Below are 25541 nucleotides of genomic sequence, written 5' to 3'. Positions count from 1 at the left end.
GAAAGCGGGCTTTTTGCTGTCTGGCTCAAGCGCTCAAACGGCAAAGCGATGCAGTGAAAAGGCCGACAGGTCAATCTCGCTGCTGCCCTTCATGCAGCGCTGCGCCAGCGCTTCGCCCAGCGCGGCCGAATGCTTGAAGCCGTGCCCGGAACACGCCGAGACCACGGTGACGTTTTGCAGGCGCGGGTGCTCGTCGACGATGAAGTGGTAATCCGGCGTCACGGTGTAGGCGCACACCGAGGACTTGACCGCGTTGGACCTTAATCCCGCAATCTTGTCCTGAACCTGGGTGCGGTACAGGGCTTCGATCTGTTCGGCATCGATCGTGCGATCCAGCGTCTCGGGGTTGCTGTCGAGGTGGTACTGCTCGGTGGCGATCTTCATGCTGCCCTCGCCAGGCAGGGGCGGGAAGCCGTAATTGACATCGGTAAAGCCCGGCCCGTGAGTGAGGATAAAACTGGGCGAGTCGGGCGCGAACACAGCAGGGTCTTCAATCTCGAACCAGTACAGCGCTTGTCGGCAGACCCGCAGCAGCGAGTCGAACGGTGCGCCGAGCAAACCGGCCGACCACATGCCGGCGCTGACAATCACCTTGTCGGCCACAATCACGCCCTGGTCGGTGCTGATTTTTACCCGTGAACCTTCATTCTCAAGTGTCGTGACCGTTTCGTTGAGGCGTAAGGTCGCACCATGCTGCGCGGCCAGTTGCAACTGCACCGCTATACAGCGCTCCGGCCGCAGGTAGCCGCCATCGGGCTCGAAATAGCCAATGGCGCTGTCCAGCACTGGGGAAAACTGTACAAAACGCCGGCGAATCTCGTCTGCCGTCAGCACTTCATGTTCAATGCCATAAGCCTGTGCCAGGGCGATGGTCCTGTGGGTAAAGTCCTCGGTGTCCTGCGGGTCATAGGTCTTGCTGGAGGTCATCACCAGCACGCCGCACTGCTCAAACAACGACTCCCCAGACAACGCCTCAAGCTCACGCCATAGCTGTTGCGAGCGACGCACCAGCGGCAGGTATTGCGGGCCTTCGCCATTCGACAGGCGGGTGATCCGCGTGTCGCCATGGCTGGAGCCTTGGGTGTGAGGCGGTGCAAAGCGGTCTATACCGACGACTTTCACCCCGGCTCTGGCCAGTTGATACACCGTGGCGGCGCCCATCGCGCCCAGGCCGAGCACGGCCACGTCATAGTGCTGCTGCATGGTCTGTCTGCCTTGAAAAATCAGTCATTTCAGCGGCAGGGCGGCGAAAAATCAACCTTTTATCGGGCCTCAAGATCGATTTGCAGCGGCCTTTTCCATAGTCGATGTGACCATCGGTCGCTTGCTTTTATTTGTCATTTAGGGTTCGAAAAAGCTTCAAAAGTTGTCCACGAAAATCGTGGGTATGTCTGTGGGTAACTTTGCCAAAGCCTTTAAATACGTGGCTTATAGGTGTGTGGTTAATTATTGATCAGTGCTTGCTGGTGCTTATAAAGCAAGGGGGCAATGGAACGTTTTCAACTGCGAAATGGCGCACAGAAATGGATTTTTTGGCATTGGCTGGCATGCGGCCACCTGCTGCGCTGGCGTGCCTGTAAAACAGGCGCCCACAAAAAAGGCGCGACCCTCATCGGGCCGCGCCTTTCGGATTACCCGCCGTCAGATCATGCGATCGGCTGGTCGCTCCACTCACCATTCACCAGGCGACGCAGGCCCAGCGGGTTGGCGTTTTGCAGGGCCGGTGGCAGCAGGCTGTCGGCGTGGTTCTGGTAGCAGACCGGACGCAGGAAGCGGTCGATGGCCAAGGTGCCCACCGAGGTGCCGCGCGAGTCGGAGGTGGCCGGGTACGGTCCACCGTGGACCATGGCGTCGGACACTTCGACACCGGTCGGGTAACCGTTGACCAGAATACGACCGACCTTGTCTTCCAGCAGCGGCAGCAGCCACTGGTAGCCAGTCAGGTCCGCAGGCTCGCCGATCAGGGTGGCAGTCAGCTGACCACGCAGGGCCAGCAGGGCGCTTTTCAGCTCGGCATCATCGGCCACTTCGATGGCGATGGTGGTCGGGCCGAAGACTTCTTCCTGCAGCAGTTCATCGCCGTTCAGCAGCAGGCTGACGTCAGCCTTGAACAGCTGCGACTGGGCTTGCTTGCCTTCCTGGACCTTGCCGGCCAGGTGGGTGACGCCTGGATGCGCCAGCAGGTGCTCGACGCCCTTGCTGTAGCTGCGCAGGCCGCCGGCGTTGAGCATGGTCTGTGCGCCCTGGGCACCGATGTGCTCGCCCAGTTGCTCCAGAAATGCCGTGAAGGCTGGCGAACGCAGGCCGATAACCACACCCGGGTTGGTGCAGAACTGACCAGCGCCCATGGCCACGGAGGCGGCCAGTTCCTTGGCAACGGTTTCGCCACGGGCGTTCAGCGCCTCAGGCAGCACGATGACCGGGTTGATGCTCGACATTTCGGCGAATACCGGGATCGGCTGCGCGCGCTCGGCGGCCATTTTGCTCAGGGCATTACCGCCGTTCAGCGAGCCGGTGAAGCCGACCGCCTGAATGGCCGGGTGCTTGACCAGGCCTTCGCCCACACCGTTGCCGAAGATCATGTTGAACACGCCTTTAGGCATGCCGGTGCGCTCGGCGGCACGGATGATCGCCTGGCCGACCAAGTCGGCGGTGGCCATGTGGCCGCTGTGCGCCTTGAACACCACCGGGCAGCCGGCAGCCAGCGCGGCTGCGGTGTCGCCGCCGGCAGTGGAGAAGGCCAGCGGGAAGTTGCTGGCGCCGAACACGGCCACCGGGCCCACGCCGATGCGGTATTGACGCAGGTCGACGCGTGGCAGTGGCTTGCGGTCCGGCAGCGGCAGGTCGATGCGCGCGCCCAGGTAGTCGCCACGGCGCAGGATTTGTGCAAACAGACGCATCTGGCCGCTGGTGCGACCGCGCTCGCCCTGGATGCGGGCTTGCGGCAGGGCAGTTTCCTGGCAGACAACGGCAACGAAATCGTCGCCCAGTTGGTCCAGTTCATCGGCGATGGCATCGAGGAACTCGGCGCGACGTGCAGGGCTCAGTTGACGGAATTCATGAAACGCGCCTTGAGCGGCTTTGGCAGCGGCGTCGATTTCGCCGTCGGTGGCTTGGGCAAAGGTGTAAGGCAGGGCTTCGCCGGTGGTCGCGTCCAGGCTTTGATGCTGGGTCTGACCAAGGGCGCTGCGGGCGCCGCCGATGAAGTTATGGCCGAGAAGGGTGGACATCGGTATCTCCTGTTGTTTTGACATGGGCGCCGGGATCTTCAACGAACCTGCGTTCCCTTTGGGTTGCCGAATCGCGGATGGAGTGAGGGTGGAACGAGCAAGCTGCACACAGGCCGCTCCGGTGCATCGATAGGTCAGCAGTCATCGTACAACCTCGGTATCGGGTGCGCAACTGCCACTCAGTGTTAAGCTGCGGCCGTCATCTGCTCTGGAGTATGGATATGATCTATGTGTGGCTGGTCGTTGCTGCAATCATGGCGGTGTACGGATTGATCAGGCTGAACCGCTCCTTGACACGTGGCAGACGCTTGCGCCGCGAACAGGTCATTCGCCATTACGTTTTGCCCGCAGGATTGTTCGAAACCCTGCGCCATCGGCATCCGCACCTGACGATCAAGGATTGCCAACTGGTCGCCCAGGGTCTGCGCCAGTTCTTCCTCGCCTATCACCATAGCGGCTATCGCTATATCTCGATGCCCTCGCAGGTGGTCGACGACCTGTGGCACGAATTCATCCTGCATACCCGCTCTTACGAGGATTTCTGCAAGCAGGCGTTCGGGCACTTTCTCCACCATACCCCTGCCGCTGCGCTGGGTGAGCAGGCCGACAAGAAAGGCAACGCTGGCCTGCGCCGCACATGGTGGCATGCCTGCCGCGACGAAAACCTCAACCCGCGCTCGGCCCTGCGCCTGCCGCTGCTGTTTGCCCTGGACGCGAAACTGCTGATCGCCAGCGGCTTCATATACGTGCTCGACTGCCAGGGCATGCGCCGCGCCAGCAGCGACAATGGCAGCAACAGTGGGGTGATTTATTGCGGCGGCGACCTGGTGGGGTCGTTTGGCGACACTGGTTCCGGCACCGGTTCCGGCGATTCCGGTTGTGGCGGCGGTCACGATAGCGACTCCGGCTCGGGCAGTGGAAGCAGCAGTGACAGCAGCGGATGTGGCGGTGGAGGCTGTGGCGGTGGCGGCGGTGATTAGGTCGTACGCAGCGTATTGCTGATAAACGCCAGCAACGCCAACGCCGGCAAGACCGTGCCGGCAATCATGATCCAGCCCCAGCCACCGTGATTGAACAACACACTGGCCATCGCCGAACCCGCCGCGCCGCCAATGAAAATGCTGGTCATGTACAGCGCATTCAGGCGGCTACGGCTGTTGGCGTCCAGGGCGTAGACCGCCCGCTGGCCCAGCACCATGTTCACCTGCACGCAAAAATCCAGGACGATGCCGGTGACCGCCAGGCCGATGACACTGGCGCCCAGTGGACTCAGCGCCGGCAAAAAGCACAGCGCGGCCAGCAGCAACACTGCCAGGCTGGTTTGCCGGGTGTAACCGGCGTCGGCCAGCCGCCCGCTGATGGGCGCGGCCACCGCACCGATGGCGCCCGCCAGGGCAAACAGGGCGATCTGGCTTTGCGACAGGCCATGATTACGCGCCAGTTCCAGTGGCACGGCGGTCCAGAACAGGCTGAAGGTGGCAAACATACAGGCCTGATAAAACGCCCTCTGGCGCAGCACCGGTTGATCGCGCAGCAAGTGCCACAGCGAGGCCAGCAGTTGCGGATACGTCGCGCTGTGCTGTGGCTTGCGTTGCGGCATGGTGGTCGCCAGCACGATGCAGATGCCGATCATCACCAGCGCTGCCATGGCAAACACCGCCCGCCAGCCAAAGTGATCGGCGACCAGACTGGCAAGCGGCCGGGCCAGCAGAATACCCAGCAGCAAGCCGCCCATGATGCCGCCGACGACACGGCCACGCGATTCTTCCGGCGCCAGATGCGCGGCCAGTGGAATCAGGATCTGCACCGACACCGAACTGAAACCCACCAGCAACGACAGCAGCAGAAACAGGTTCGGTTGTTCGACCATGGCTGCGCCGGCCAGGCTCAGCACCGCCAGCAAGGCGGTGGCGATCATCAGCCGGCGGTTTTCCAGCAGGTCACCCAGCGGCACCAGAAAAAACAGGCCCACCGCATAGCCGATCTGGGTCAACGACACGATCAGCCCGGCCAGGGTCGGCGACAGGCCAAGGTCCGGGGCGATCAAGGCAATGATCGGTTGCGCGTAGTAGATATTGGCGACGATGGCGCCGCAGCAGAACGCGAACAGCAGCACCAGGGCGCGGGTCATGGGAGTGGCGGGGGAGGTAGAAGACAGGCTCATGATCGAGAAGGGCTCTGGAACGTTCGTAGGACCGACCGGGCGGTGACAAGGACCGACTTTAGTCGGGAACCGCAGCGCCACCGTTCCCGACTAAAGTCGGTCCTACTAGCTGTGTACACATTCACGCCAGCGGCGTACCCGGCCCGCACGCCAGGATCAGATTGGCTCCACCGTACGGGCTGTTGTCGATTCGCAATCCAAACCCGTGCAGTTCGACGATGGCGGCCACCAGCGACAATCCCAGCCCGAAGCCTTGCTCGTTGTCCTGCTCGCTGCGGTGAAAGCGCTGGAATACTATCTGGCGTTCCGCTTCGGGAATACCGGGGCCGGAATCCTGCACTTCAATGCATGGCGTGCCTTGCCAGGCGTTGGCGCTCAAGGCCACCGTGCCGCCGGCCGGGGTGAATTTGATCGCGTTGTCCAGCAGGTTGGCCAGCGCCTCGAACAACAGCGCGCGGTCACCGACTACCGCCGGCAGTGGCTCGTCCAGGTTCAGCAGCAGGGTCATTTCGCCTTCTTCGGCCAGCGGCAGGTAGAAGTCATGCACCTCACGCAGCAAGGCGCCAAGGTCGAGCGCCACAAAGGCCGAGCGGCGGCGCTGGTCCTGCAGTTCGGAGATGCGCAGCAGGCCGCGAAAGCGTGCCATCAGCGAGTCGGCTTCGGCGATGACCTGGCTGATTTCCGGGCTGTGCGGCGAGTCCGGCGCCTCTTGCTGAATGCGATACAGGCGGGCGCGCAGGCGGGTCAGCGGGGTGCGCAGGTCGTGGGCGATGTTGTCGCACACACCCTTGACCTCGTTCATCAGCCGCTCGATTTGCCCCAGCATGTTGTTGACGATCAGCGCCAGCATGTCGACTTCGTCACGGCGGGCCGAGACCGGCAGGCGCTTGCTCATGTCGCCGCTGACAATCGCCTCGGCACTGGCCTGCAACGCATGAATACGCCGCAAGGGCCGGCGTCGCAGCAAGTACCAGCCGGCCACACCGGGCAATATCGTCAGCGACAGCCCCCAGAGCAGGGCGTGCAGGATCAGGGTCGACACCGCAAACAACGAACCGTTGTCGCGCACCAGAATCAGCCAGTTACCGGCGCGGGTACGGGTAGCCACCGCCGCACAGCTGCTGCGCGGCACATTGGGATCGGTGGAGGCGATGCAACTGCCCAGTTCGTGAATCTGTCCGTCCAGCGGCAGGTTGGCCGGGATCTGCCGGATCGGCCCGAATAGCGGCCGCAGGCGTGCATCGAACAGGCCAAAGGCGTCCACGGCGGGTTTATCGAAGGCCATGCTGGCCACCAGCGCCTCGACCAGGTCCTGGCCTTCGAAGCGGGCGAACAGTTGCTGGCGCTGGATCAGCGAGTGGCGGGCCATCTGGTCCAGATAGCCTTTGACTTCCCAGTACAAAACCCCGAGCAGAATGCTGCTCCAGGCCACGAACAACGTGCTGTACAGCGCCAGCAGGCGGCTGCTGGACGAGCGCCAGCCTTTAGGCAGATTCGCTAATGACATACCCGGTCCCGCGCACAGTACGAATCAACGGCGTACTGCCGGGGGCATCGATTTTCTTGCGCAGGCGGCCGATGTGTACATCGATCAGGTTGGTGCCCGGATCGAAGTGATAGCCCCAGACTTCCTGGAAAATCATCATGCGGGTCACGACCTGGCCGTGGTTGCGCATCAGAAATTCCAGCAGTTTGTATTCGGTCGGCAGCAGGTTCAGCGCCCGCTCGCCACGCCTGGCCTCGCGACTGAGCAGGTCCAGCTCCAGGTCGGCGACCTGCAACTGGCTTTTCTGCTCGCTGGCCGGGCTGTGGCGGCGCAGCAGCACTTCGACCCGTGCGGCCATTTCGTCGGAGGCAAACGGCTTGGAGAGGTAATCGTCGCCGCCGGCACGCAGGCCACGCACGCGCTCGTCGACATCCGACAAGGCGCTGATCATCAGGATCGGCGTGCTGATGCCCTGGGCGCGCAAACGGGTAACGATGGTCAAGCCATCGACCTGCGGCAACATGCGGTCCAGAGTGATCAGGTCGTAATCGCCACTGACGGCCTTGGCCAGCCCGTCCTGGCCGTTGTCGACCCAGTCGACATCCAGCCCGTGGCTGCTGAGCTCAGCAACGATTTCTTTTGCGGTAACAGCGTCGTCTTCGATTGCCAGGATTCGGGTCATGCTGTACGCCTGAAAGATTCGGACAAAGCGGTATCTTGCCTGTCACAACCTGAAAATTTCCTGAAAGACACCTCTAAAAACTACCTGCGTTGCCATCGCTGCGTTAAAAACAGGCTCAGAATGCTCATTTACAACCCGTAAACTCCGCTTCTTCGCCTGTTTTTGCCTTGCGCTGACTGCCTCGCCTACGTTTTTAGAGGCGCTTTGAAGAAAGCGTGATGCTGACCTTATGGCCGCATGCAGGTATTAAAACCGGCGGGTGCTGATCAGCTCATCCAGCACCTGTGTGGTAACCCGAAACGGCACCGAGGAATGATCCTCACCGGCTTCGAGCTGAAAATCGCTGCGCAGCCCGTATTGCGACAGGTTCTCCAGCCGCCGTTGCAGCGAGCGGGTGTCCTGAATCGCCTGGGGCATTTCGCGGTCGCCGATCAACAGCTTCAGGCTGCTGTGGGTCAGGTCCAGTTTTCCGGCATGGGCTTGCTGGGTAAAGGCTCGCTCGTAGGCCAGCAGGTAGCGATCACTCCACCACAGGCTCGGGCTGATGGCGACGATGTGCTGGAACAGGGTAGGGCGGGTGAACAAGGTATAGACCCCGAGCATGCCGCCGAACGAGTGGCCCACCAGGCTGCGTTGATCCTGATCGACCTTGAAGCGCTCGTTCACTTTGGGCATCAGGCGTTGTTCGATGAAATTCAGGAACTCATCCTGGCCACCTTGCGGCGGAGTATTACGTGACTCGGGCGCCGGCGGCGACAGATCGTACGCGCGGCGGACAAAGTCCAGCGGCGTGTCGCTCGGGTAACCGATGCCGACCACAATCGAGCCCTTGAGGCGCTTCTGCGCGCGCTTGGCGGCATGAAAGGCCGGAAAGTAGGCATTGGCATCGAGCAGATAAATCACCGGATAGCCGCCGGTAAACGGCACATCGCCCTCCGGAAGGCTGATCATGATCCGGTAGTCGCGGCCCTCGGCGCTGGTCATCGTCCATTGCTCGGTGCCTGCCAGGCTCACCGGTTCCGCGTGCGCTGCTGCTGCCAGGCCTGCCAGCAGAAGCGCCGCGAATACGTTGAGCATTTTCGATAACGACATGGCACACCTTGGGCGTCGGGCAGAAAGGCCGACACACTAATGGCGAACCCTGGCGGTATCAACCGTGGCAGCGCTTTATTCCTGGCGGCTGCGGCGCACCTCTTCAAGCAGCTTGCGTTTGTCGCGCTCGCGCTTGGCGGTCACGTCGTTCTCGCTGCGGATCTGCGCATGGCTGAGCAGGCCGAAGATAAAACTGCCGCCGATGATATTGCCGGCCAGCGTAGGACCTGCGAACACCAGCCAGAAGTCGGACCAGCTCGCTTCGCCGGCGAACACCAGGTACGACACTTCCGCCGTGCCGACCACGATGTGGGTGAAGTCGCCCAGCGCCATCAGGTAGGTGATCATCACGATGATCGCGATCTTGGCGTTTTCCATCGAGGCGATCATCCACACCATGGTGGCGATCATCCAGCCGGAGACGATGCCCTTGGCGAACATCTTGCCGACATCGTTTTCCATGACCTTGCGGCCGATTTCGAGAAAGGCCGTGTCGGTCTGGGTGTCGAAAATCGGCAGGCGCAGCATCACCCAGGCCACCAATATAGTACCGGCCAGGTTACCGATCAGCACCACGCCCCACAGGCGCAGCAAGCGACCGATATTATTCAGGGTCAGCTTGCTCATGACCGGTAGCACGGCGGTCAGGGTGTTTTCGGTAAACAGTTGCTGGCGCGCCAGAATCACCGCCAGAAAACCTGCCGAATAGCCAAAGCTGGCGATCACATGGCTGCTGTCGCTGTCGCCCAGGTGCGAGCGCAACAGCCCCATGGCCATCAACGACAAGCCCATGGTCAGGCCGGCGGCCAGTGCCGACCACCACAAGGCGGCCACCGTGCGCTCCAGTTCATGGTCGCCCTGGATGCGTATGGTTTCGTGCAGCACCGCCGCGCGTGGCGGCAGCTTTTCATCGATCTCGCGCTCTTCTTCGGCTGACAGGCCGGGGGTCTTGCCGTCTGCTTGTTCGTCCATTACCACTTCCTGCACGCGAGAAATTAACGGGGACCATCTGTTATCCGATCAGACAGATGGCCCGCTGCGTCGTTCGCCCGCGTTCACGGGTGTTATCGGTCGATCAGGGCATCACTTTGAAGACGTTGCACACCCAGCTCGCTCATGGCCTGCCAGGCGCTGGCCAGTGAGCCATTGAGGTCGATGGCGCGGCAGGCATCCTCGACCACATAGGTGTTGAAACCGGCCTTGCAGGCGTCCTGCGCCGACCACGCTACACAGAAGTCCAGCGCCAGGCCGACCACGTACAACGTGTCGATGCCGTGCTCGCGCAAATAGCCGGTCAGGCCGGTCGGTGTCGTGCGGTCTGCTTCCAGAAACGCCGAATAGCTGTCGATGTGCGGGTTACAGCCCTTGCGCAAGATCAACTGCGCGTGTGGCAGATCAAGGTCGTCATGCAGCTGCGCGCCATGGCTGCCCTGCACGCAATGCACCGGCCACAGGGTTTGCGGGCCGTAGGGCAGAGGGATGCTCTGAAATGGCTCATGGCCTGGATGACTGGAGGCAAACGAGATATGCCCGGCCGGGTGCCAGTCCTGAGTAATGATCACGCGGGAAAACTGCTGGCCCAAGCGATTGATCAGCGGCACCAATGCATCGCCATCGGTGACCGCCAGCGCACCTCCGGGCATGAAGTCGTATTGCATGTCGATGACCAACAGGGCGCAGCGGCGGTCGCTGGGTGAGTGAATGGACATCGTCGGGCTCCGGTTATGGCCAGGAAAAAGAGAAGTGTGCCTGTTAATCGCGCTGATTGAGAAGAAATGCACAGATTCGTATTTGGCAATACGTATCAATAACAAATACAACTCTGTAACATTTGTCACAAAAAACGATCAGGGCCGAACACGGCTCGATTCTCTCTAAAAAGAAAAGACATCAGGAGCACGCTTGTCGATGCGTCGTATTGTTGTTTCATTCTGTGCCTTGCAGGCACTCGCTTTACCTGCCTTGGCGGATCAGACCCAGGTCATCCAGCCTTCCATAGAATTGCAGGCCACCGATGTCAACGCGGCGACCGACACCGAACGCGCCACCGGCCCGGTGCAGGGCTACAAGGCCACCCGTTCGGCCAGTGCTACGCGCACCGACACCTCGATTCATGAAACCCCGCAGTCGATCAGCGTCGTCACCCGCGAAGCGGTCGAAGACCTGGGTGCCACGCGCTTGCAGGACGCGCTGGACTACGCCGGTGGCGTCGGCCGCGCCAACAATTTTGGTGGCCAGGGCCTGACCACCATCACCGTGCGCGGCTTCACCACCGGCGAGTTCTACCGCAATGGTTTCCCGATCAACCGTGGCTACCCGAACATGCCCGACGCCAACACCATCGAGCGTCTGGAAGTGCTGCGCGGTCCTGCTGCCACTCTTTATGGGCGCGGCGATCCCGGCGGCACCTTCAACGTGGTGTCCAAACAGCCGTCGAGCGAGCGTTCGGTCACCCTGGGCAGCCAGCTCAACGACCAGGGCATGTACCGCGGCACGCTGGACGCCACCGGCCCGCTGGACGAAGAGGGCCGGCTGTCGTACCGCCTGAACGTACTGGGCGAGGGCGGCGAGACCTTCCGCGACCATGTCGAGACCGAACGCTATGCCGTGACTCCGGTACTCAGCTGGCAGGTCAACGACGCCACGCGCATCACCTTCGAAGGTGACTTCATGCGCAACAACCATCCGCTGGACCGTGGCCTGACCCGCTACCCGGCGCAGACCGGCACCGCCTCGCGCGATACCTTCTGGGGCGAGAAAGACGCCGGCAAGTTGCACAACGACAACAACATGGCACAGCTGCGTTTCGAGCATGACCTCAACGACAACTGGACCCTGGGCGGTGGCGTGCAGGTGCTTGATGGCAGCCTGCAAGGCAATGCCATCGAAGCCAACAGCCTGGGCGCCGACGGCCGCACCCTGAGCCGCAACTTCAACTGGCGCAAGCTGGAGTGGACTGATCGCGATGTGCAACTGAACATCACCGGGCACTTCAATGCCGGCGGTTTCGAGCATCTTCTGCTGGCCGGTGTCGAGTACGAAGACTACGACTACAAGTCGATCATCATGCGCTCCAGCGGGGCTGCCGGAACCTATGCCATCGACATCTATGATCCGGTGTATGGCCAGGCGCGCCCGGCGCTGACCCGCACGCCCACCCATGACAAGGAAAACCTCAAGACCTGGGCGGCCTTCGTGCAGGATCAGGTCAGCCTGACCGAGCGTCTCAAATTGCTGGTCGGGGCGCGTTTCGAGCGTTTCGAGCATGACTACGAGTCGTATGTCACCGGCGTCAGGCCGTGGGAAAAAAGCGAGAATGCCGTCACTCCACGCCTGGGCCTGACCTATGACCTGACCGAAGACCTGGCGTTGTACGCCAGCGCTTCACGCTCGTTCAAGCCCAATACCGGCGCTGCACGTGTCGGTGGCGGCTTCGATCCGGAGGAAGGCAAGGCCTATGAACTGGGCGCCAAATGGCAAGTGCTGGACAAACAGCTGAGCGTGGAAGCGGCGATCTACCAGATCGACAAGAAAAACGTACTGACCACCGACCCGCTGGATTCGACGTTCAGCATCGCGGCTGGCGAAGTGCGCAGCCGTGGTTTCGACCTCAACGTGGTGGGCAATATCACCCCGGCCTGGAAGGTCATCGGCGGTTACGCCTATGTCGATGCGCAAGTGACCAAGGACAACACCCTGCGTAATGGCACCCGACTGGTGAACATCCCGAAACAGAGCGTCAGCCTGCTGAGCATGTACGAAATCCAGGACGGCCCGCTGCGCGGACTGGGCCTGGGCGGCGGCGCGCGCTATGTCGATGATCGCGCCGGCCAGACGGCCAATACACCGAACTTCAGCATGGACAGCTACACCGTGGTCGACCTGCTCTCGTACTACAAGGTCAACGACAACGTGCGCCTGAACCTGGACGTGAAAAACGTCTTCGATGAAGACTATGAAGAAGGCGCCTTCGGCAACATCTACGCCTACCCCGGCGCCCCGCGCACGTTACAGGTGGGGATTTCGTACAAGCTATAAGCAGCCCTGCATTTCCTGGCGGCCGCGAAGCGCTTGCCCCGCCAGGATTGCCATCCTTACACGCCACAAGCGCCCAGCTGGATATCAAACGCGCTCGCCAGGCGCTTGCGGCCTTTGGCAGTGACTGTCAATGCACGCGAATCCAGGGCATGCATGAGCCATTTGTCGCGCACCATATGGCCCAGCAATGCCGCGCCGAGTGTGCCGCCTACATGGGCGCAGCGCTGGCTCCAGTCCAGGCAGGGAAAGGCAAACCGTCGCCGCGTCCGGGTGTCGGGAGTGAGGTCCATGCCCAGTCGGGTCAGGTGCTCAATGCCCTTGGGGGTCAGTCCATAATCGCCCTGCTCCTGGCACATCCACTCGCCCACCAGCAAGGCATCGTGCAGCATGACCCCCACTTCCCCGGCCAAATGGTCGTAGCAGGTGCGTGCATGGCGCAGATGGCCAGGCGTGGAGGGCTTGAACGCCGGCACCTCGAATGAGGAGATCGACAACAGTCCTTCCAATGCCCTGGCGACCTCGGCGCTTGCCAGTTGGAAGTAGCGATGCTTGCCTTGGCAAACCAGCGTCACCAGCTCTTGCTCCAACAGTTTCTGAAAATGGCTGGACGCCGTGGAAGGACTCTTTTGCGCCACCACAGCCAGTTCGGTGGCCGTACGGGCTCGGCCATCCAGCAAGCAGCACAACATGCGCGCCCTGGCGGGATCGGCAATCGCCGAGGCAACATTGGCCAAGCGTATTTCGGATGGCTCAACATCCATTGTTCGATGCTCCTCGAATTGAAACATACACCGCGAGCATAACCTATGCGCCAACATGGAGGCGCTGGCGATGAAGACCCCCCGTTTTTTTGGACAAACCGTACTAGTGTGTACGTTCATCCTGGCCGTGGTCGGATGGGGCACAGGTTTTTACGGGCCGCCTGTTTATATGCAGGCCGTGATTGAGCGTACTGGCTGGCCAATCGCACAGGTATCGGCAGCCGTCACCTTGCACTTCCTGAGCGGCACCGTGGTCATTGCCAACTTGCCGCGCATTTATGCCCGCTTCGGAGTACCTGCCATCACGTTGCTGGGCAGCATCGTGCTGGGCGTCGGGGTGAATATCTGGGCTCAGGCCAACCAGCTATGGGTGCTGTATGCCGGCGCCATCTGCTCGGGTATCGGCTGGGTCACACTCGGCGCCGCCGCCGTCAATACATTGATTGCCCCTTGGTATGTCAAGGAGCGACCCCAGGCGCTGGGCAAGGCATACAACGGTGCCAGCATGGGCGGGGTCATCTTCTCGCCCTTATGGGTGTTTTTGATCGAGCGCTTTGGCTTTGGCACGGCGGCGCTGATGATCACCATCACCGCAGTGGTGCTGATGGGCAGCTTTGCCTTTCTGGTGTTCAACAAAAGCCCGCAAAGCCTGGGCCAGCATCCCGACAACGCCGCACTGCCGGATCCCATCGCAACCAGCGCCAGCGTCGCGCCCTGGACTGCCGTACAGACCCTCCGGTCAGCGAGGTTTCGGACCCTGGCCGCCGGTATGTCGCTGGGACTGTTCGCGCAGATTGGCCTGATCGCGCACTTGTATTCGATCCTGGCAGGACGCATGAGCGCCCGTGACGCCTCGTTCGCCATGGGCCTTGCCACCGCCAGCGCACTGGGTGGTCGTTACCTTGCCGCACGCCTGATGACTCGGGGCACCGACCGTCGTCAACTGGCCTGCCTGGGCTACGCCATCCAGATGCTCGGGACGCTAATGCTGCTTGGCCTGAACAGTCACCCGACCGTGGCCTGGCTGGCGGTGCTGCTGATCGGTTCGGGCATCGGCAACGCCACCTCCCTGCCACCGCTGATCGCACAAACCGAGTTCAGCCGCGAACAAACCGCCAGGGTGATCGCCTTGATGGTGGCGATCAGTCAAGCCACCTATGCTTTTGCTCCGGCGTCCTTCGGCCTCATACGCTCGAATTTTCCGGATCCGGGCGAGGCAATCATCGCCCTTGTAATCGCCGCAGCGGCGGCACAACTACTTGCGATCCTGGCATTTTCTCGCGGTTGTACCGCGCGCCCATTCGGCAAAATGTTCAGGCAAATACCCTGATCGGCGCGCCCGCGTGCCAGGCCTGGATATCCTCGATCATCTGGCCGAAAAACGTGCGGTAGTTGTGTTCGGTCACATACCCGACATGGGGTGTGGCCAGCACGTTGTCCAGCGTGCGAAACGGATGGTCGGCCGGCAGCGGCTCCTGATCGAACACATCCAGCGCCGCGCCGGCAATGCGGCGCTGGCGCAGGGTGTCGATCAGCGCTGCTTCATCGACGATCGGCCCGCGTGAGGTGTTGATCAGGTACGCGCCCGGTTTCATCCAGCCCAGCGCCTGGGTGTCCACCAGCCCGCGGCTGCGGTCGCCGAGCACCAGATGCACCGACAACACGTCGGCCTGCTCGAACAGTGCCTGCTTGCTGACACGGGTAACGCCCACCTCGCTGGCAGCCTCTTCGGTGAGGTTCTCGCTCCAGGCGATCACCCGCATGCCAAATGCCTGGCCGTAGCGGGCAATCCACTTGCCGATGCTGCCCAACCCCAATAACCCCAAGGTCTTGCCGTGCAGGTCACTGCCCAGGCCGACCTGCCAGCCACCGGCGCGCAACGCGTTGGCTTCGCTGACCAGATTGCGGGTAATGCCCATGATCAGCGCCCAGGTCAGCTCGGGTGCGGCATGTTTGTAACTGTCGGTGCCGCAGACCTCGATGCCCAGTTCCCGCGCCGCTTTGACGTCGAGGGCGGCATTGCGCATACCGCCGGTGACCAGCAGTTTCAGATTGGGCAGGCGCTCCAGCAGTGTCCGATCGAACAACGTGCGCTCGCGCATCACGCAGATCACCTGGTAAGCACCCAATCGCTCGGCCAGGGTTTCAGTGTCGGCGGGGTAGTCGTGCAGAAAACTCACCTGGCCAATCGATTCAAGCACCGACCAGTCCACCACCTCACTGGCCACGTTCTGCCAGTCGTCGAGCACCGCAATGTTCAGCAAGGTCATCTATGAGTCTCCGTCAATTGAATAATCCGGCCGCCAGGTTGATGGTCAGGCCCAGAATCGCCGTATTGAAGATGAAGCCGATCAGGCTTTGCGCCAACACCACTTTGCGCATGGCGCGGGTCATGACCCCGACATCGGAGGTCTGCACCGCCACGCTCAAGGTGAAAGAGAAATACAGAAAGTCCCAGTAGTCGGGGTGTTTTTCGCCATCGGGAAAATTCAGCGCCGGTTTTGCGCCGGGCGAGGTGTAGAACAGCCGGGCGTAATGCAGGCTGAAGATGACCCCGATCAACAGCCAGGAGCCAACGATGGTCAGGCCGGTAAAGCTGTGTTTCAGCACCTGATGATCAGCGTGCAGGGCCTTGCTGCTGGCCAGCTCGACAATGATCGCCGCCAGGCTGGCCAGCGCGGCGAGGCACACGGTCAGCAAAACCGTGCCGGCATGTTCGTCCTCGATCGCCGCAATGCGTTTGACATCGGCGGCGCTGCTTTTGAAGGTGCGGCCAAGGATCAGCGCCAGAAACAGCCACACCGTGACATTCCAGCCAATCAGGCAATTCTGGATCACGCTCGACGACGGCATCAGCAAGGCTGTGCCGATGCCGGCCAGCAGGCCGATCACGGTCGAACAGGTCAGGCGAGGGTGGGTGCGGGCGATGTGCGGCATGGCGGGTGGTCACCGAAACATAAGTGGACACACATTAGCAGGTCGCACTGGTAGCATGCCGCCTCGCGCACTGGCCGCGCGGCGGCAACTACAAGAAATAACAAGAAACAACAAGAGAAAACCCATGCTTGCACTACTCGGTCTGACCATGGTCGTGGTGTTTACCTACCTGATCATGAGCAAACGCCTTTCACCTATCGTTGCCCTGACCGGGGTGCCTATTGTCTTTGCGCTGCTTGGTGGTTTTGCGCCGAGTCTGGGTCAGATGATGCTCGACGGCCTGAAACTGGTCGAGCCGTCTGCCGCCTTGTTGCTGTTTGCCATTCTGTTTTTCGGCCTGATGATCGACGCCGGGCTGTTCGACCCGCTGATCCGCAGGATCCTCAGGCACGTCAAGGGTGACCCGGTCAGGATCGCGGTCGGCACCGCGTTGCTCTCGCTGCTGGCGGCGCTGGACGGCGACGGCACCACCACCTACATGATTACCTGCGCGGCGATGCTGCCGCTGTACACGCGCATCGGCATGAACCCGATGATTCTTGCCACTGTGTCGATGCTGTCGCTGAGCATCATGAGCGGCCTGAGCCCTTGGGGTGGCCCGGCCACGCGGGTCATTGCTGCGCTGGGCCTGGACGCCAGCGAGTACTTCATCCCGCTGTTGCCGACCGTGATCGGCGGTGCGGCCTGGGTGGTGTTCGCGGCGTTCCTGCTGGGCCGCGCCGAGCGCAAGCGCATCGGCATCATCAGCCTGCAATCCGGTGGCGGCAGTTGCTACATCGAGGCGATTCTGGGCAACACCCCGCACAAGCGCCCGCATCTGGCTTACGTCAATCTGCTGCTGGTGGTGGCGGTGATGGTTGCGCTGGTGCTGGGCGTGATGCACGCCGCGATCCTGTTCATGATCGGCTTTGTGGCGGCGCTGATGATCAACTACCCGCAACTGGACGTGCAAAAAGAGCGCATCCTGGCGCATTCGGGCAATGCCATGACCGTGGTGCTGCTGGTGTTTGCCGCCGGGGTATTCGCCGGGATTTTCTCGGGCACCAAAATGGTCGATGCACTGGCGCAAACCCTGGTCGACTGGATTCCGCCAGCCTGGGGGCGCTGGTTTCCGCTGGTGGTGGCGATCACCAGCATGCCGCTGACCTTCGTGCTGTCCAACGATGCCTATTACTTCGGTGTAGTGCCGATTCTGGCCCATGCCGCCGCCGCTTACGGCATCTCGCCAGTGGAAATTGCCCGCGCCTCGGTGTTGGGCCAGCCGGTGCATCTGATGAGCCCGCTGGTAGCCTCGACCCTGCTGCTGGTGAGCATGGTGGGGCGCGACATCGGCGATTTTCAGAAAGCCACGGTCAAGTGGGCGGTGCTGACCTCGCTGGTCCTCACCGCACTGGCACTGTTGACCGGGGCGTTGTCCTTTTTTGTCTGAAGCGTTTATTTCTCCCAGGGCGCCTTGGGAATCAGCAAGCCATGATTGCCGTTATAGGCAGCCCGCGCCGGCGGCTGCCAGCCTTCAAGCAACGCGGGCGGCAGGCTGTAGATTTCGACCCCCAGCGGCCGGCACACGGTAAGCGGGTCTTCGGCGTCCGGACCCCACATCGGCAGCGACAGGTCGCCACCGGGGCAGGTCGATAGCGCACAGAGCAGGTCGATTTCGGCAAAGAACTCCAGGTAGTCGCCCTGTTTGGCCGGGCAGGCTTTCATGAAATACAGGTCGTCGTGGTTAAGGCCGGTGCACTGGAAGATATTCAGCACATCGTGCACATCGAACTCGGTCAGGCCATGCGGCAGCACGGCGCGGGTCAGGTTGGAGTGGCAATGGTGGTGGAAGTCTTCGCCGGTGAGCATGCGGTTCACATACGGATCGCAGCGTGTGCCCAGCAGGTCGTGCAAGCGCCCGCCGTGTTCGTCGATGCCATAGTCGGCCAGGCTGTCGTCGGTGATGGTGACCATCGGCCGCAAAAACGGCAGGTTCGACCACAACCGGTCATGGGTGCTGACATGCGCGCCCTGCAACTGCCGGGTGCGCGCCGCCCACATGCGCTCGCGCGGATCGTTGGCGTTCCACACATTGAAGTCGCCGACTTGCGGGCCGACCGGCGTGGTCACCCGGAACACATGCCCGGCCGGCACTTTCCAGGCGCGCCCGGTACGAATCGGCACCTCGAATTGCTCGACCAGCGTGCGGCCTTCCTTGTGATCGCGAATGCGCTCATAAAAGGCCGTGTCGACCTGCAGGGCGCTGCCTTTGCTGACTTGATAGGCGGCGGGGTAGTCCTTGTACATGGTGAGTCCTCGGGGTTGGGGGCGATGGCAGGTATTCAAGATGACAATAACTTGCACCTGCTGTATAGATGCCTGCACCAAGGGGAGCCCGTATCCGGGCTGAGAAATCGCTGTAGCGATGACCCTTCGAACCTGATCCGGATAATGCCGGCGAAGGGATGGGATTGAACCTGCCTTTTTGCCGGTCTCCTGTTTCCTCTGCAGAGAGCCCAGCCCCATGAACGAACGATTTACCGAAACCCTGCGCCGTCAGAGCGAGCCCGCCTGGTCGGCTGCCGTCGAGCACCGCTTTGTCCATGAACTGTTTGCCGGCACTGTCGATGAGCGGGTCATGGGCCGTTACCTGATACAAGACCACCGCTTTCTCGACAGCTTCCTGACCCTGCTCGGCGCGGCGATTGCCACGGCCGACAGCTTTGAGTCACGCCTGCGGCTGGGGCGTTTTGCCGGGATGATTTCGGGCGAGGAAAACACCTACTTCCTGCGCTCGTTCGAGGCGCTGGGCATTACCGAACAGCAGCGTCTGGAAGCGCCGGATGCGGCGGCCACCGCCGGATTCAAGGCAATCATGCGCGAGGCAGCGGCCACCCGTTCCTATGCAGCGGCGCTGGCGGTGCTCAATGTGGCCGAGTGGCTGTACCTGGACTGGGCGAGCCGCGCACCGCAGCCTTTGCCAGCCAACTTCGTGCATGCCGAGTGGATCACCTTGCACGACAACCCGTTCTTTCGCGACTTCATCGACTTTCTGCGTGCCGAGCTGGACCGCGTGGGGCCTGCCGAAGAGGCCCTGAGTCGCGATTTCTTTTTGCGCGCCGTGCAACTTGAGCGCGAGTTTTTCGACACTGCCTACGACATCGAGGCTTGAAGCATGGATATTTTCGACCGCCTCACCCACGCTACCGCTGCCGACTGGAAGCGTTATGTCGAGCATGATTTCGTCCAGCAACTGGGCGCCGGCACCTTGCCGCACGCGGCGTTTCGCCAATACCTGATTCAGGATTACCTGTTTCTGATCCAGTTCGCCCGCGCGTGGGCGCTGGCGGCCTACAAAAGCCGCACCCTGGACGATATCCGCGCCGCCCAGGCGGGGCTGGCGGCAATTCTCAACGAGACCGAACTGCATGTGCGGCTCTGCGCCCGCTGGGGCATTGCACGCGAGGCCATGGACGCTGCCCCCGAGCATCAGGCCACCGTGGCCTACACCCGCTATGTGCTGGACTGCGGCGCGGCCGGCGACCTGCTTGAACTGCATGCGGCGCTGGCACCCTGCGTGATCGGCTACGCGGTCATCGGCCGCGCCCTGGCGCCCGAGGGCGTCGAGGCGCTGGCCGATCATCCGTACCGCGACTGGATCGCCGAATATGCAAGCGACGGCTATCAGCAAGTGGCCGCCGACGCGCGCCGGCACCTGGACGAGCTGGCCGCGCGGAGCATGACCGAGCAACGCTTCGATGAACTGGCCGGGGTCTTCGGCAAGGCTTCACGGCTGGAAGCCGATTTCTGGCAGATGGGGCTGGACGCGGTACAGGGCTGAGTTCCTGCGTTACTGCCAGCCAGTCTCGACATTCCACGGATAGCCGCGAACGCCATTACGGCGCACGTCCGCATCATCCAGATTGGCCTGATCGCAGATGGATGCCCATTGCGTGCTGGCGGTGTCATCAAGGCCTGCCAGCCACTCTCTGATTTGCTCATCCAGCGCCGCGTTGTCGCCATACAGCATCCATAGCTCGATCAGATCGATCTGCACCGCAGACCCACTCAGAGAGGCAACAAATTCATCCCACTCAGCCACGGCGGGCGCATGATCCGGGTCCAGCGCCTTTTGTAGCCTTTCCCTGCGCGAGGCGTAAGTTGCCCGTGCTTTTTCAAGAGAGGCAAAGCAGGTCAGCACCTGCTCGGTGAGTGCTTCGCCCTCATCGTTTTCGCACGGCACGGCGACGTTGACCAGGTCATCGGTATCGAACAAGGCCAGCCATAAAATCGGCAGTTGATAGCTGGCGGCCAACAAACAGGCCTCTTGCAGCTCGGCCCCGATTACGGCCTCGGCCTGATTGTGGTTGAGGAAAAAAACACGATTGGCCATCTACATCTCCCTGGATTGGCACTCAAACAATGACGGATTCGACCCGCAATACCAGCAAAGTTTCGTGCTTGCCATGCAGCGTGAGGTCGAACAACCAGCGGGCGTCCACTGTCGACGGCGCAGTCTGCTCCAGCCATTGGCCAAGGTTGTCGATAATGGCGGGGACGATAATGCCCGGCTCATAGGCCGCAGGTACCCTCATGAGTACCGGCAGGCGAGTCTCTGGCACGTCTTCTGTCAAACAGGCGTATTGCGCCTTGATGCTCAGCAGGTTATCGATCGGATGCGCTTCGAATAACTGCGCAAACACCGTCGTCAGTGGGTTGTCGTCGGCACTTGAACGCCACGCGCCGATGGGCAGGTACGTCTCGACACGCAGCGACGGTTCCAGCGCCGTGGCAAAGCCCACCGTAGGCGTGCGGTAAATGAACGCCTCATTCGTGCGCTGGGCGTCGAGCAGTTGTGCATTACGCACCACGCTCATTGCCAGTTGCGCTTGCTGGTAACGGAGGATGGGCAGGTCGTGGAAAGTCAGTTGCAAGGTCATGTCGGACAGTACCGCAACCGACTCGGCCGACGCCGCAGGAAAACGGTACAGACGGGTATCGGCCACGGCTGTTTCGGCGGTAAGCGCGACCAGCGTACCGTCCGCCATCACCACGCTGATCGTTGGCCAGTCGAGCGGGTCGGTGCTGGGCAGGCGTTCCAGGGTCAGGGTGTCATGCAGCGCTTGCTGTTCCGATTGCCGTGGGTCGAAGCGGATGCGGTAGCGGTGCGTGTCAGCAGGCGTACTGCCCGCCGTTGCAGGACGTTCGTCGAGCGCAATCGGGTCAGGTGCCGCCCAGCTTTGCGCGATGCGTTCGAACAGGTACGCGGCTGTTGCCAGGGCTGTGAGTCGTTGCGGATGTTGCGTTTCTTCAATGATCTGCCACAGCGTGTCTTGTACCTCGATGTATTGGGCCAGTGCATTGAGCCGCTCGCCGATCCCGTTGTTTGCGACCGTTTGCTCGTCGTTGCAGGCGCTTTCATTGAACGTCAGGTGCAGCGATAACTGATCCTGCGCCGCGCTGGCGTGCTGCACGGTCACCTGATAATCCCAATACAAAGCCTCATCGACCGAACGCGGCCCGGCTCTTTCGCCCATGGCCTGAGCCAGCGGCAGGGGCGAGCCCGGACATGCCCGCAATGGCAGAGTCGCACGTCCCTTGCCATGCACCTCGATACTGCGTTGCAGACCGACAGGCGAGGCCTCTACGAATGCCCAGCCGCTGTCCAGCGTATGCCTTGCCGCTGATGTGCGGCCGATGATCGCCGGGGTGTCATAGCCCATCAGCAACTGCTGCGCCAGACGCTCGAGAAGCATCTCGCGCGGCACATCGGGTGTCACCGCCGGTGTCGCCGCCTCATCGACCAGAATCGGCGCCAGGCGGTTGACCAGTGCCTCGATCAGCGACTGCCTGACCTGCAAAAAGCGCCCGGCTTGCCGGCTTTCAAGCTTCGCCAGCCGGTCAAGGTCGGCCAGGGTATGACGCAGCCAGACGTCAGGGTCGACCTGTGCATAATCCTTGGGCGTGACGGTTTGCAGCAGGCCGGTAAGCGGATCGAGCAGTTGCACGTCGGGGCTGTGAAAGCTCTGCAAGCGCGTGCTCAGCGGACGTATGGCAAAGCACTGGGGCGCGGTACTGCTCATGGCGTAGCTCCTCGGGCGAAAGGGCCGCCCCGGCGAGATGGAGTACGCATCATCCAGCAAAAAAAACGGCGCGCAAGGGGGTTGCGCGCCGTGTGCCAGCAATGTGGCCAGGGTTTACGAATTCAAATGTTCAATCAACGCACCAGGCAAGGCTGCTTGTTGTTGAACGTCCAGTTCGGAATCAGAAACTGCATGGCGGCGGCGTCGTCGCGGGCGCCCAGGCCCATGCCTTTGTACAGCTCGTGGGCCTTGTGCACCTGGTCCATGTCCAGCTCGACGCCCAGGCCCGGTTTTTTCGGTACATGGACTTTACCGTCGACGATCTGGAATGGCTCCTTGGTCAAACGCTGGCCGTCCTGCCAGATCCAGTGGGTGTCCAGTGCGGTGATTTCGCCCGGTGCGGCGGCGCCGACATGGGTGAACATCGCCAGTGAAATATCGAAGTGGTTGTTGGAATGCGAACCCCAGGTCAGGCCCCACTCGTTGCACATCTGCGCCACGCGCACCGAACCCTGCATGGTCCAGAAGTGCGGGTCGGCCAGCGGGATGTCCACCGATTGCAGTTGAATGGTGTGGCCCATCTGCCGCCAGTCGGTGGCGATCATGTTGGTGGCGGTGCGCAGGCCGGTGGCGCGACGGAACTCGGCCATCACTTCACGGCCCGAATAGCCGTTTTCAGCGCCGCACGGGTCTTCGGCGTAGGCCAGCACATGGTGCTGGTCACGGCACAAGCGGATGGCTTCTTTCAGCGACCAGGCACCGTTGGGGTCCAGAGTGATGCGTGCATCGGGGAAGCGTTCGGCCAGCGCGGTGACCGCTTCGATCTCTTCGTCGCCGCGCAGCACGCCGCCCTTGAGTTTGAAATCCTTGAAACCATAACGGCTGTGCGCCGCCTCGGCCAGGCGCACGACGGCCTCAGGGGTCAGGGCTTTTTCATGGCGCACGCGGAACCAGTCGTTGTCGGCGTCCAGCTCGCGGCGGTAGGGCAGGTTGGTCTGGTCCTGGTCGCCGACGTAGAAGAGATAACCGAGCATTTCCACGGCCTCGCGTTGCTGGCCTTCACCGAGCAGGGCCGCCACTGGTACTTCCAGGTGCTGGCCGAGCAGGTCGAGCAGCGCCGCTTCCAGTGCGGTCACGGCATGGATGGCGATGCGCAGGTCGAAGGTTTGCAGGCCACGGCCGGCCGAGTCGCGTTCGGCAAAGGCCTTGCGCGCCTCGTTGAGAATTTTCTGGTAGCTGCCGATGCCGTTGCCGACCACCAGTGTGCGCGCATCTTCCAGGGTCTGACGGATCGCTTCGCCCCCCGGCACTTCACCGACGCCGGTGTTGCCGACGCTGTCCTTGAGAATCAGGATATTGCGGGTGAAGTACGGGCCATGGGCGCCGCTCAGGTTGAGCAGCATGTCGTCGTGGCCGGCCACCGGAATGACCTGCAGGCTGGTGATGACAGGCGTCTTGCCGTGGGTTTGAGCGGTCTGTTGGGTCATGGTCGAATCCTTTTTGATCAAGTCTTTCTTGTTGGGCTCAGGTGATGAAAAACAGTGCAATCAATGGCTGGTCGAGGCTTTGATATCTGCCACCGGTGTGGCGCCAGGCTTGGGCTTGTTGCGGGCATAAAAGACAATCACGGCGGCCAGAATCGACGTCGCGGTCAGGCCATACAGGCCGCCCTGAATCGAGCCGGTGTGCTGTTCCAGAAAACCGAAAGTGGTCGGCGCCACGAAGCCGCCCAGGTTACCCACCGAGTTGATCAGTGCGATCACCGCTGCGGCGATGCGGGCATCCAGATACGCCTGCGGAATTGGCCAGAACAGCGAGGAGGCCGACTTGAAGCCCAGTGCGGCGAAGCAGATGGCGACGAAGGCGAAGATCGGCCCGCCGGTGGTCGACATGAACATGCCGGCGGCTGCGATCAGCAGGGCCATGGCGACCCAGGCTTGCTGGCGTTTCCATTTACCCGCCAGGCTGGCGAACACGTACATGCCGATGATCGACAGCAGCCACGGGATCGAGTTGAACATGCCGACTTCGAAATCGGTCAGGTTGCCCATCTTCTTGATGATGCTCGGCAGCCAGAAGGTCGCGGCATAGATGGTCAGCTGGATAAGGAAGTAGATCAGGCAAAACAGGACGATCTGACTGTCCTTGAGCAACTGCATCATCGACATCTTCACCGGGCTGGCCGCTTCGCGGGCTGCCTGTTCGGCGTCGATGGCATTGACCAGCGCGTCCTGTTCGGCGCGGCTCAGCCACTTGGCGTCATGCGGTTTGGAGTCCAGCCAGAACCAGACAAAGAAGCACAGGCCCACCGAGAACATGCCCTCGATGAAGTACATCCACTGCCAGCCCTTCATGCCAAAACCGGTGATCTGCAACAGCAGGCCGGACAGGGGTCCTGAAATCAGCGAAGCAATGGCCGAGCCGCTGAGGAAGATGGCAATCGCCTTGCCGCGCTCGACGCCGGGCAGCCAGCGGGTGAAGTAGTAGATCACGCCAGGGAAGAAGCCCGCTTCGGCCACGCCCAGCAAGAAACGCAGGATATAGAAGTGGGTTTCGTTCTGGATGAAGGCCATGCACGCGGCCACGACACCCCAGGTGAACATGATGCGGGTCAGCCAGATTCGGGCGCCGACTTTTTGCAGCAGCATGTTGGAGGGGACTTCGAACAGCGCGTAACCGATGAAGAACAGGCCGGCACCGAAGCCGTAGGCGGCAGCGCCAATGCCCAGGTCGGTTTCCATGTGCGAACGCACAAAACCGATGTTCACCCGGTCAATGTAATTGACGATGAACATGATGACGAACAGCGGCAGTACATGGCGTTTGACTTTGGAAATGGCCGATTGCAGGACCGGATCCGCGCCACTGCTCACACCGGAATTGGATGTGCTCAATTGGGTTTTCTCCCACTCGTTATTTTTATGCGGGTTCAAGCAGGTCGTCGCCAGCTTTGTCGGTCATCATACAAGTTATTGTTTTTGTCGCAAGAGGGTGCGGGATGGCGGGCGGTGGTTATTCGCTGAGGGACGCTCGTAATTTATATTAAGTTCTTGTATTTATTGAATTAAAATTTTTTATAGCGGTGACGA

General features: G+C 61.6%; 22 protein-coding genes and 1 riboswitch. Of the genes, 6 read left to right on the top strand and 16 right to left on the bottom strand.

Features of this window, described 5'->3' with window-relative positions; genetic code table 11:
• Positions 1-33 precede the first annotated feature (33 nt).
• On the bottom strand, positions 34-1203 hold the full coding sequence (solA, locus tag ACYP2A_RS10265) for an N-methyl-L-tryptophan oxidase (protein WP_459744883.1): 1170 nt from the start codon (positions 1201-1203) through the stop codon (positions 34-36).
• 443 nt (positions 1204-1646) lie between these two features.
• Complete coding sequence (locus ACYP2A_RS10260) at positions 1647-3230, bottom strand: aldehyde dehydrogenase (NADP(+)) (protein ID WP_459744882.1); 1584 nt, start codon at positions 3228-3230, stop codon at positions 1647-1649.
• 221 nt (positions 3231-3451) lie between these two features.
• On the opposite strand from ACYP2A_RS10260, the gene ACYP2A_RS10255 reads away from it, so the two are divergent.
• Positions 3452-4210 (top strand): glycine-rich domain-containing protein, encoded by a 759-nt coding sequence (locus ACYP2A_RS10255; RefSeq protein ID WP_459744881.1) that lies wholly within the window; start codon positions 3452-3454, stop codon positions 4208-4210.
• On the opposite strand, the gene ACYP2A_RS10250 is transcribed toward ACYP2A_RS10255, so the two are convergent.
• The 6 genes from ACYP2A_RS10250 to pncA form a co-directional block, all read right to left on the bottom strand.
• Positions 4207-5394, bottom strand: a complete 1188-nt coding sequence (locus tag ACYP2A_RS10250; RefSeq protein WP_459744880.1) for an MFS transporter — start codon at positions 5392-5394, stop codon at positions 4207-4209. The genes ACYP2A_RS10255 and ACYP2A_RS10250 overlap by 4 nt on opposite strands.
• Positions 5395-5515: 121 nt before the next feature.
• On the bottom strand, positions 5516-6901 hold the full coding sequence (locus tag ACYP2A_RS10245) for a sensor histidine kinase (protein ID WP_459744879.1): 1386 nt from the start codon (positions 6899-6901) through the stop codon (positions 5516-5518).
• A complete protein-coding gene (locus ACYP2A_RS10240; RefSeq protein ID WP_459744878.1) occupies positions 6879-7562 on the bottom strand; it encodes a response regulator transcription factor in 684 nt (227 codons plus the stop codon). The genes ACYP2A_RS10245 and ACYP2A_RS10240 overlap by 23 nt, the downstream gene beginning before the upstream one ends.
• 246 nt (positions 7563-7808) lie before the next feature.
• Positions 7809-8654, bottom strand: a complete 846-nt coding sequence (locus ACYP2A_RS10235; protein WP_459744877.1) for an alpha/beta hydrolase — start codon at positions 8652-8654, stop codon at positions 7809-7811.
• Positions 8655-8729: 75 nt separating this feature from the next.
• Complete coding sequence (locus tag ACYP2A_RS10230) at positions 8730-9626, bottom strand: formate/nitrite transporter family protein (RefSeq protein WP_459744876.1); 897 nt, start codon at positions 9624-9626, stop codon at positions 8730-8732.
• 92 nt (positions 9627-9718) lie between these two features.
• Positions 9719-10363, bottom strand: coding sequence for a bifunctional nicotinamidase/pyrazinamidase (pncA, locus tag ACYP2A_RS10225; protein ID WP_459744875.1), 645 nt, complete (start codon positions 10361-10363; stop codon positions 9719-9721).
• Positions 10364-10562: 199 nt separating this feature from the next.
• On the opposite strand from pncA, the gene ACYP2A_RS10220 reads away from it, so the two are divergent.
• Positions 10563-12692: a TonB-dependent siderophore receptor gene (locus ACYP2A_RS10220; protein WP_459744874.1), complete on the top strand. Its 2130-nt coding sequence runs from the start codon at positions 10563-10565 to the stop codon at positions 12690-12692.
• Between the two features lie 56 nt (positions 12693-12748).
• Here ACYP2A_RS10220 and ACYP2A_RS10215 read toward each other — a convergent pair whose 3' ends face one another.
• Entirely contained in the window at positions 12749-13453 is a 705-nt protein-coding gene (locus tag ACYP2A_RS10215; RefSeq protein WP_459744873.1) for an ArsR/SmtB family transcription factor, read from the bottom strand.
• Between the two features lie 70 nt (positions 13454-13523).
• Between ACYP2A_RS10215 and ACYP2A_RS10210 the strand changes: the two genes are divergently transcribed.
• Positions 13524-14783: an MFS transporter gene (locus tag ACYP2A_RS10210; RefSeq protein WP_459744872.1), complete on the top strand. Its 1260-nt coding sequence runs from the start codon at positions 13524-13526 to the stop codon at positions 14781-14783.
• On the opposite strand, the gene ACYP2A_RS10205 is transcribed toward ACYP2A_RS10210, so the two are convergent.
• Together ACYP2A_RS10205 and ACYP2A_RS10200 are read right to left on the bottom strand one after the other, a co-directional pair.
• The gene (locus ACYP2A_RS10205) at positions 14767-15723 is read right to left on the bottom strand and encodes a D-2-hydroxyacid dehydrogenase family protein (RefSeq protein ID WP_459744871.1); all 957 of its coding nucleotides are present in this window, start codon (positions 15721-15723) and stop codon (positions 14767-14769) included. The two genes, ACYP2A_RS10210 and ACYP2A_RS10205, sit on opposite strands and share 17 nt — an antisense overlap.
• A 13-nt stretch (positions 15724-15736) precedes the next feature.
• Positions 15737-16390 carry a DUF1345 domain-containing protein gene (locus ACYP2A_RS10200; protein ID WP_459744870.1) on the bottom strand — a complete coding sequence of 218 codons (654 nt, stop codon included), beginning with the start codon at positions 16388-16390 and terminating at the stop codon, positions 15737-15739.
• 124 nt (positions 16391-16514) lie between these two features.
• Between ACYP2A_RS10200 and ACYP2A_RS10195 the strand changes: the two genes are divergently transcribed.
• A complete protein-coding gene (locus ACYP2A_RS10195) occupies positions 16515-17819 on the top strand; it encodes a CitMHS family transporter (protein WP_459744869.1) in 1305 nt (434 codons plus the stop codon).
• Between the two features lie 5 nt (positions 17820-17824).
• Here the strand turns inward: ACYP2A_RS10195 and ACYP2A_RS10190 are convergent, their stop codons facing one another.
• Positions 17825-18676 (bottom strand): urea carboxylase-associated family protein, encoded by an 852-nt coding sequence (locus ACYP2A_RS10190; RefSeq protein ID WP_459744868.1) that lies wholly within the window; start codon positions 18674-18676, stop codon positions 17825-17827.
• Positions 18677-18746: 70 nt separating this feature from the next.
• Positions 18747-18852, top strand: a riboswitch (TPP riboswitch).
• 41 nt (positions 18853-18893) lie between these two features.
• Here ACYP2A_RS10190 and ACYP2A_RS10185 point away from each other — a divergent pair.
• The gene (locus tag ACYP2A_RS10185; protein WP_459744867.1) at positions 18894-19541 is read left to right on the top strand and encodes a TenA family protein; all 648 of its coding nucleotides are present in this window, start codon (positions 18894-18896) and stop codon (positions 19539-19541) included.
• A gap of 3 nt (positions 19542-19544) precedes the next feature.
• Entirely contained in the window at positions 19545-20210 is a 666-nt protein-coding gene (gene tenA, locus ACYP2A_RS10180; RefSeq protein ID WP_459744866.1) for a thiaminase II, read from the top strand.
• Between the two features lie 9 nt (positions 20211-20219).
• Here the strand turns inward: tenA and ACYP2A_RS10175 are convergent, their stop codons facing one another.
• From ACYP2A_RS10175 to ACYP2A_RS10160, 4 genes are all read right to left on the bottom strand, one after another.
• A complete protein-coding gene (locus ACYP2A_RS10175; RefSeq protein ID WP_459744865.1) occupies positions 20220-20762 on the bottom strand; it encodes a hypothetical protein in 543 nt (180 codons plus the stop codon).
• Positions 20763-20784: 22 nt separating this feature from the next.
• Positions 20785-22452 carry a hypothetical protein gene (locus tag ACYP2A_RS10170; RefSeq protein ID WP_459744864.1) on the bottom strand — a complete coding sequence of 556 codons (1668 nt, stop codon included), beginning with the start codon at positions 22450-22452 and terminating at the stop codon, positions 20785-20787.
• A gap of 134 nt (positions 22453-22586) precedes the next feature.
• Positions 22587-23939 carry a glucarate dehydratase gene (gene gudD / locus ACYP2A_RS10165; protein WP_459744863.1) on the bottom strand — a complete coding sequence of 451 codons (1353 nt, stop codon included), beginning with the start codon at positions 23937-23939 and terminating at the stop codon, positions 22587-22589.
• A gap of 60 nt (positions 23940-23999) precedes the next feature.
• Positions 24000-25346, bottom strand: coding sequence for an MFS transporter (locus tag ACYP2A_RS10160; RefSeq protein ID WP_459744862.1), 1347 nt, complete (start codon positions 25344-25346; stop codon positions 24000-24002).
• Positions 25347-25541 lie beyond the last annotated feature (195 nt).

The organism is Pseudomonas sp. 3A(2025) (genome assembly GCF_054589175.1).
Note: the sequence above shows the minus strand (reverse complement) of the source record. Positions and strands in the feature narration are given on the sequence as shown.

What these genes read in the sequence shown, in the direction of transcription:
- ACYP2A_RS10190 (WP_459744868.1), bottom strand. Translation starts at nt 18,676, where the DNA reads ATGTACAAGGACTACCCCGCCGCCTATCAAGTCAGCAAAGGCAGCGCC.
- ACYP2A_RS10220 (WP_459744874.1), top strand. Translation starts at nt 10,563, where the DNA reads ATGCGTCGTATTGTTGTTTCATTCTGTGCCTTGCAGGCACTCGCTTTA.
- ACYP2A_RS10255 (WP_459744881.1), top strand. Translation starts at nt 3,452, where the DNA reads ATGATCTATGTGTGGCTGGTCGTTGCTGCAATCATGGCGGTGTACGGA.
- ACYP2A_RS10205 (WP_459744871.1), bottom strand. Translation starts at nt 15,723, where the DNA reads ATGACCTTGCTGAACATTGCGGTGCTCGACGACTGGCAGAACGTGGCC.
- ACYP2A_RS10260 (WP_459744882.1), bottom strand. Translation starts at nt 3,230, where the DNA reads ATGTCCACCCTTCTCGGCCATAACTTCATCGGCGGCGCCCGCAGCGCC.
- ACYP2A_RS10235 (WP_459744877.1), bottom strand. Translation starts at nt 8,654, where the DNA reads ATGTCGTTATCGAAAATGCTCAACGTATTCGCGGCGCTTCTGCTGGCA.
- ACYP2A_RS10210 (WP_459744872.1), top strand. Translation starts at nt 13,524, where the DNA reads ATGAAGACCCCCCGTTTTTTTGGACAAACCGTACTAGTGTGTACGTTC.
- ACYP2A_RS10250 (WP_459744880.1), bottom strand. Translation starts at nt 5,394, where the DNA reads ATGAGCCTGTCTTCTACCTCCCCCGCCACTCCCATGACCCGCGCCCTG.
- solA (WP_459744883.1), bottom strand. Translation starts at nt 1,203, where the DNA reads ATGCAGCAGCACTATGACGTGGCCGTGCTCGGCCTGGGCGCGATGGGC.
- ACYP2A_RS10170 (WP_459744864.1), bottom strand. Translation starts at nt 22,452, where the DNA reads ATGAGCAGTACCGCGCCCCAGTGCTTTGCCATACGTCCGCTGAGCACG.
- ACYP2A_RS10230 (WP_459744876.1), bottom strand. Translation starts at nt 9,626, where the DNA reads ATGGACGAACAAGCAGACGGCAAGACCCCCGGCCTGTCAGCCGAAGAA.
- ACYP2A_RS10200 (WP_459744870.1), bottom strand. Translation starts at nt 16,390, where the DNA reads ATGCCGCACATCGCCCGCACCCACCCTCGCCTGACCTGTTCGACCGTG.
- tenA (WP_459744866.1), top strand. Translation starts at nt 19,545, where the DNA reads ATGGATATTTTCGACCGCCTCACCCACGCTACCGCTGCCGACTGGAAG.
- pncA (WP_459744875.1), bottom strand. Translation starts at nt 10,363, where the DNA reads ATGTCCATTCACTCACCCAGCGACCGCCGCTGCGCCCTGTTGGTCATC.
- gudD (WP_459744863.1), bottom strand. Translation starts at nt 23,939, where the DNA reads ATGACCCAACAGACCGCTCAAACCCACGGCAAGACGCCTGTCATCACC.
- ACYP2A_RS10245 (WP_459744879.1), bottom strand. Translation starts at nt 6,901, where the DNA reads ATGTCATTAGCGAATCTGCCTAAAGGCTGGCGCTCGTCCAGCAGCCGC.
- ACYP2A_RS10185 (WP_459744867.1), top strand. Translation starts at nt 18,894, where the DNA reads ATGAACGAACGATTTACCGAAACCCTGCGCCGTCAGAGCGAGCCCGCC.
- ACYP2A_RS10175 (WP_459744865.1), bottom strand. Translation starts at nt 20,762, where the DNA reads ATGGCCAATCGTGTTTTTTTCCTCAACCACAATCAGGCCGAGGCCGTA.
- ACYP2A_RS10195 (WP_459744869.1), top strand. Translation starts at nt 16,515, where the DNA reads ATGCTTGCACTACTCGGTCTGACCATGGTCGTGGTGTTTACCTACCTG.
- ACYP2A_RS10215 (WP_459744873.1), bottom strand. Translation starts at nt 13,453, where the DNA reads ATGGATGTTGAGCCATCCGAAATACGCTTGGCCAATGTTGCCTCGGCG.
- ACYP2A_RS10240 (WP_459744878.1), bottom strand. Translation starts at nt 7,562, where the DNA reads ATGACCCGAATCCTGGCAATCGAAGACGACGCTGTTACCGCAAAAGAA.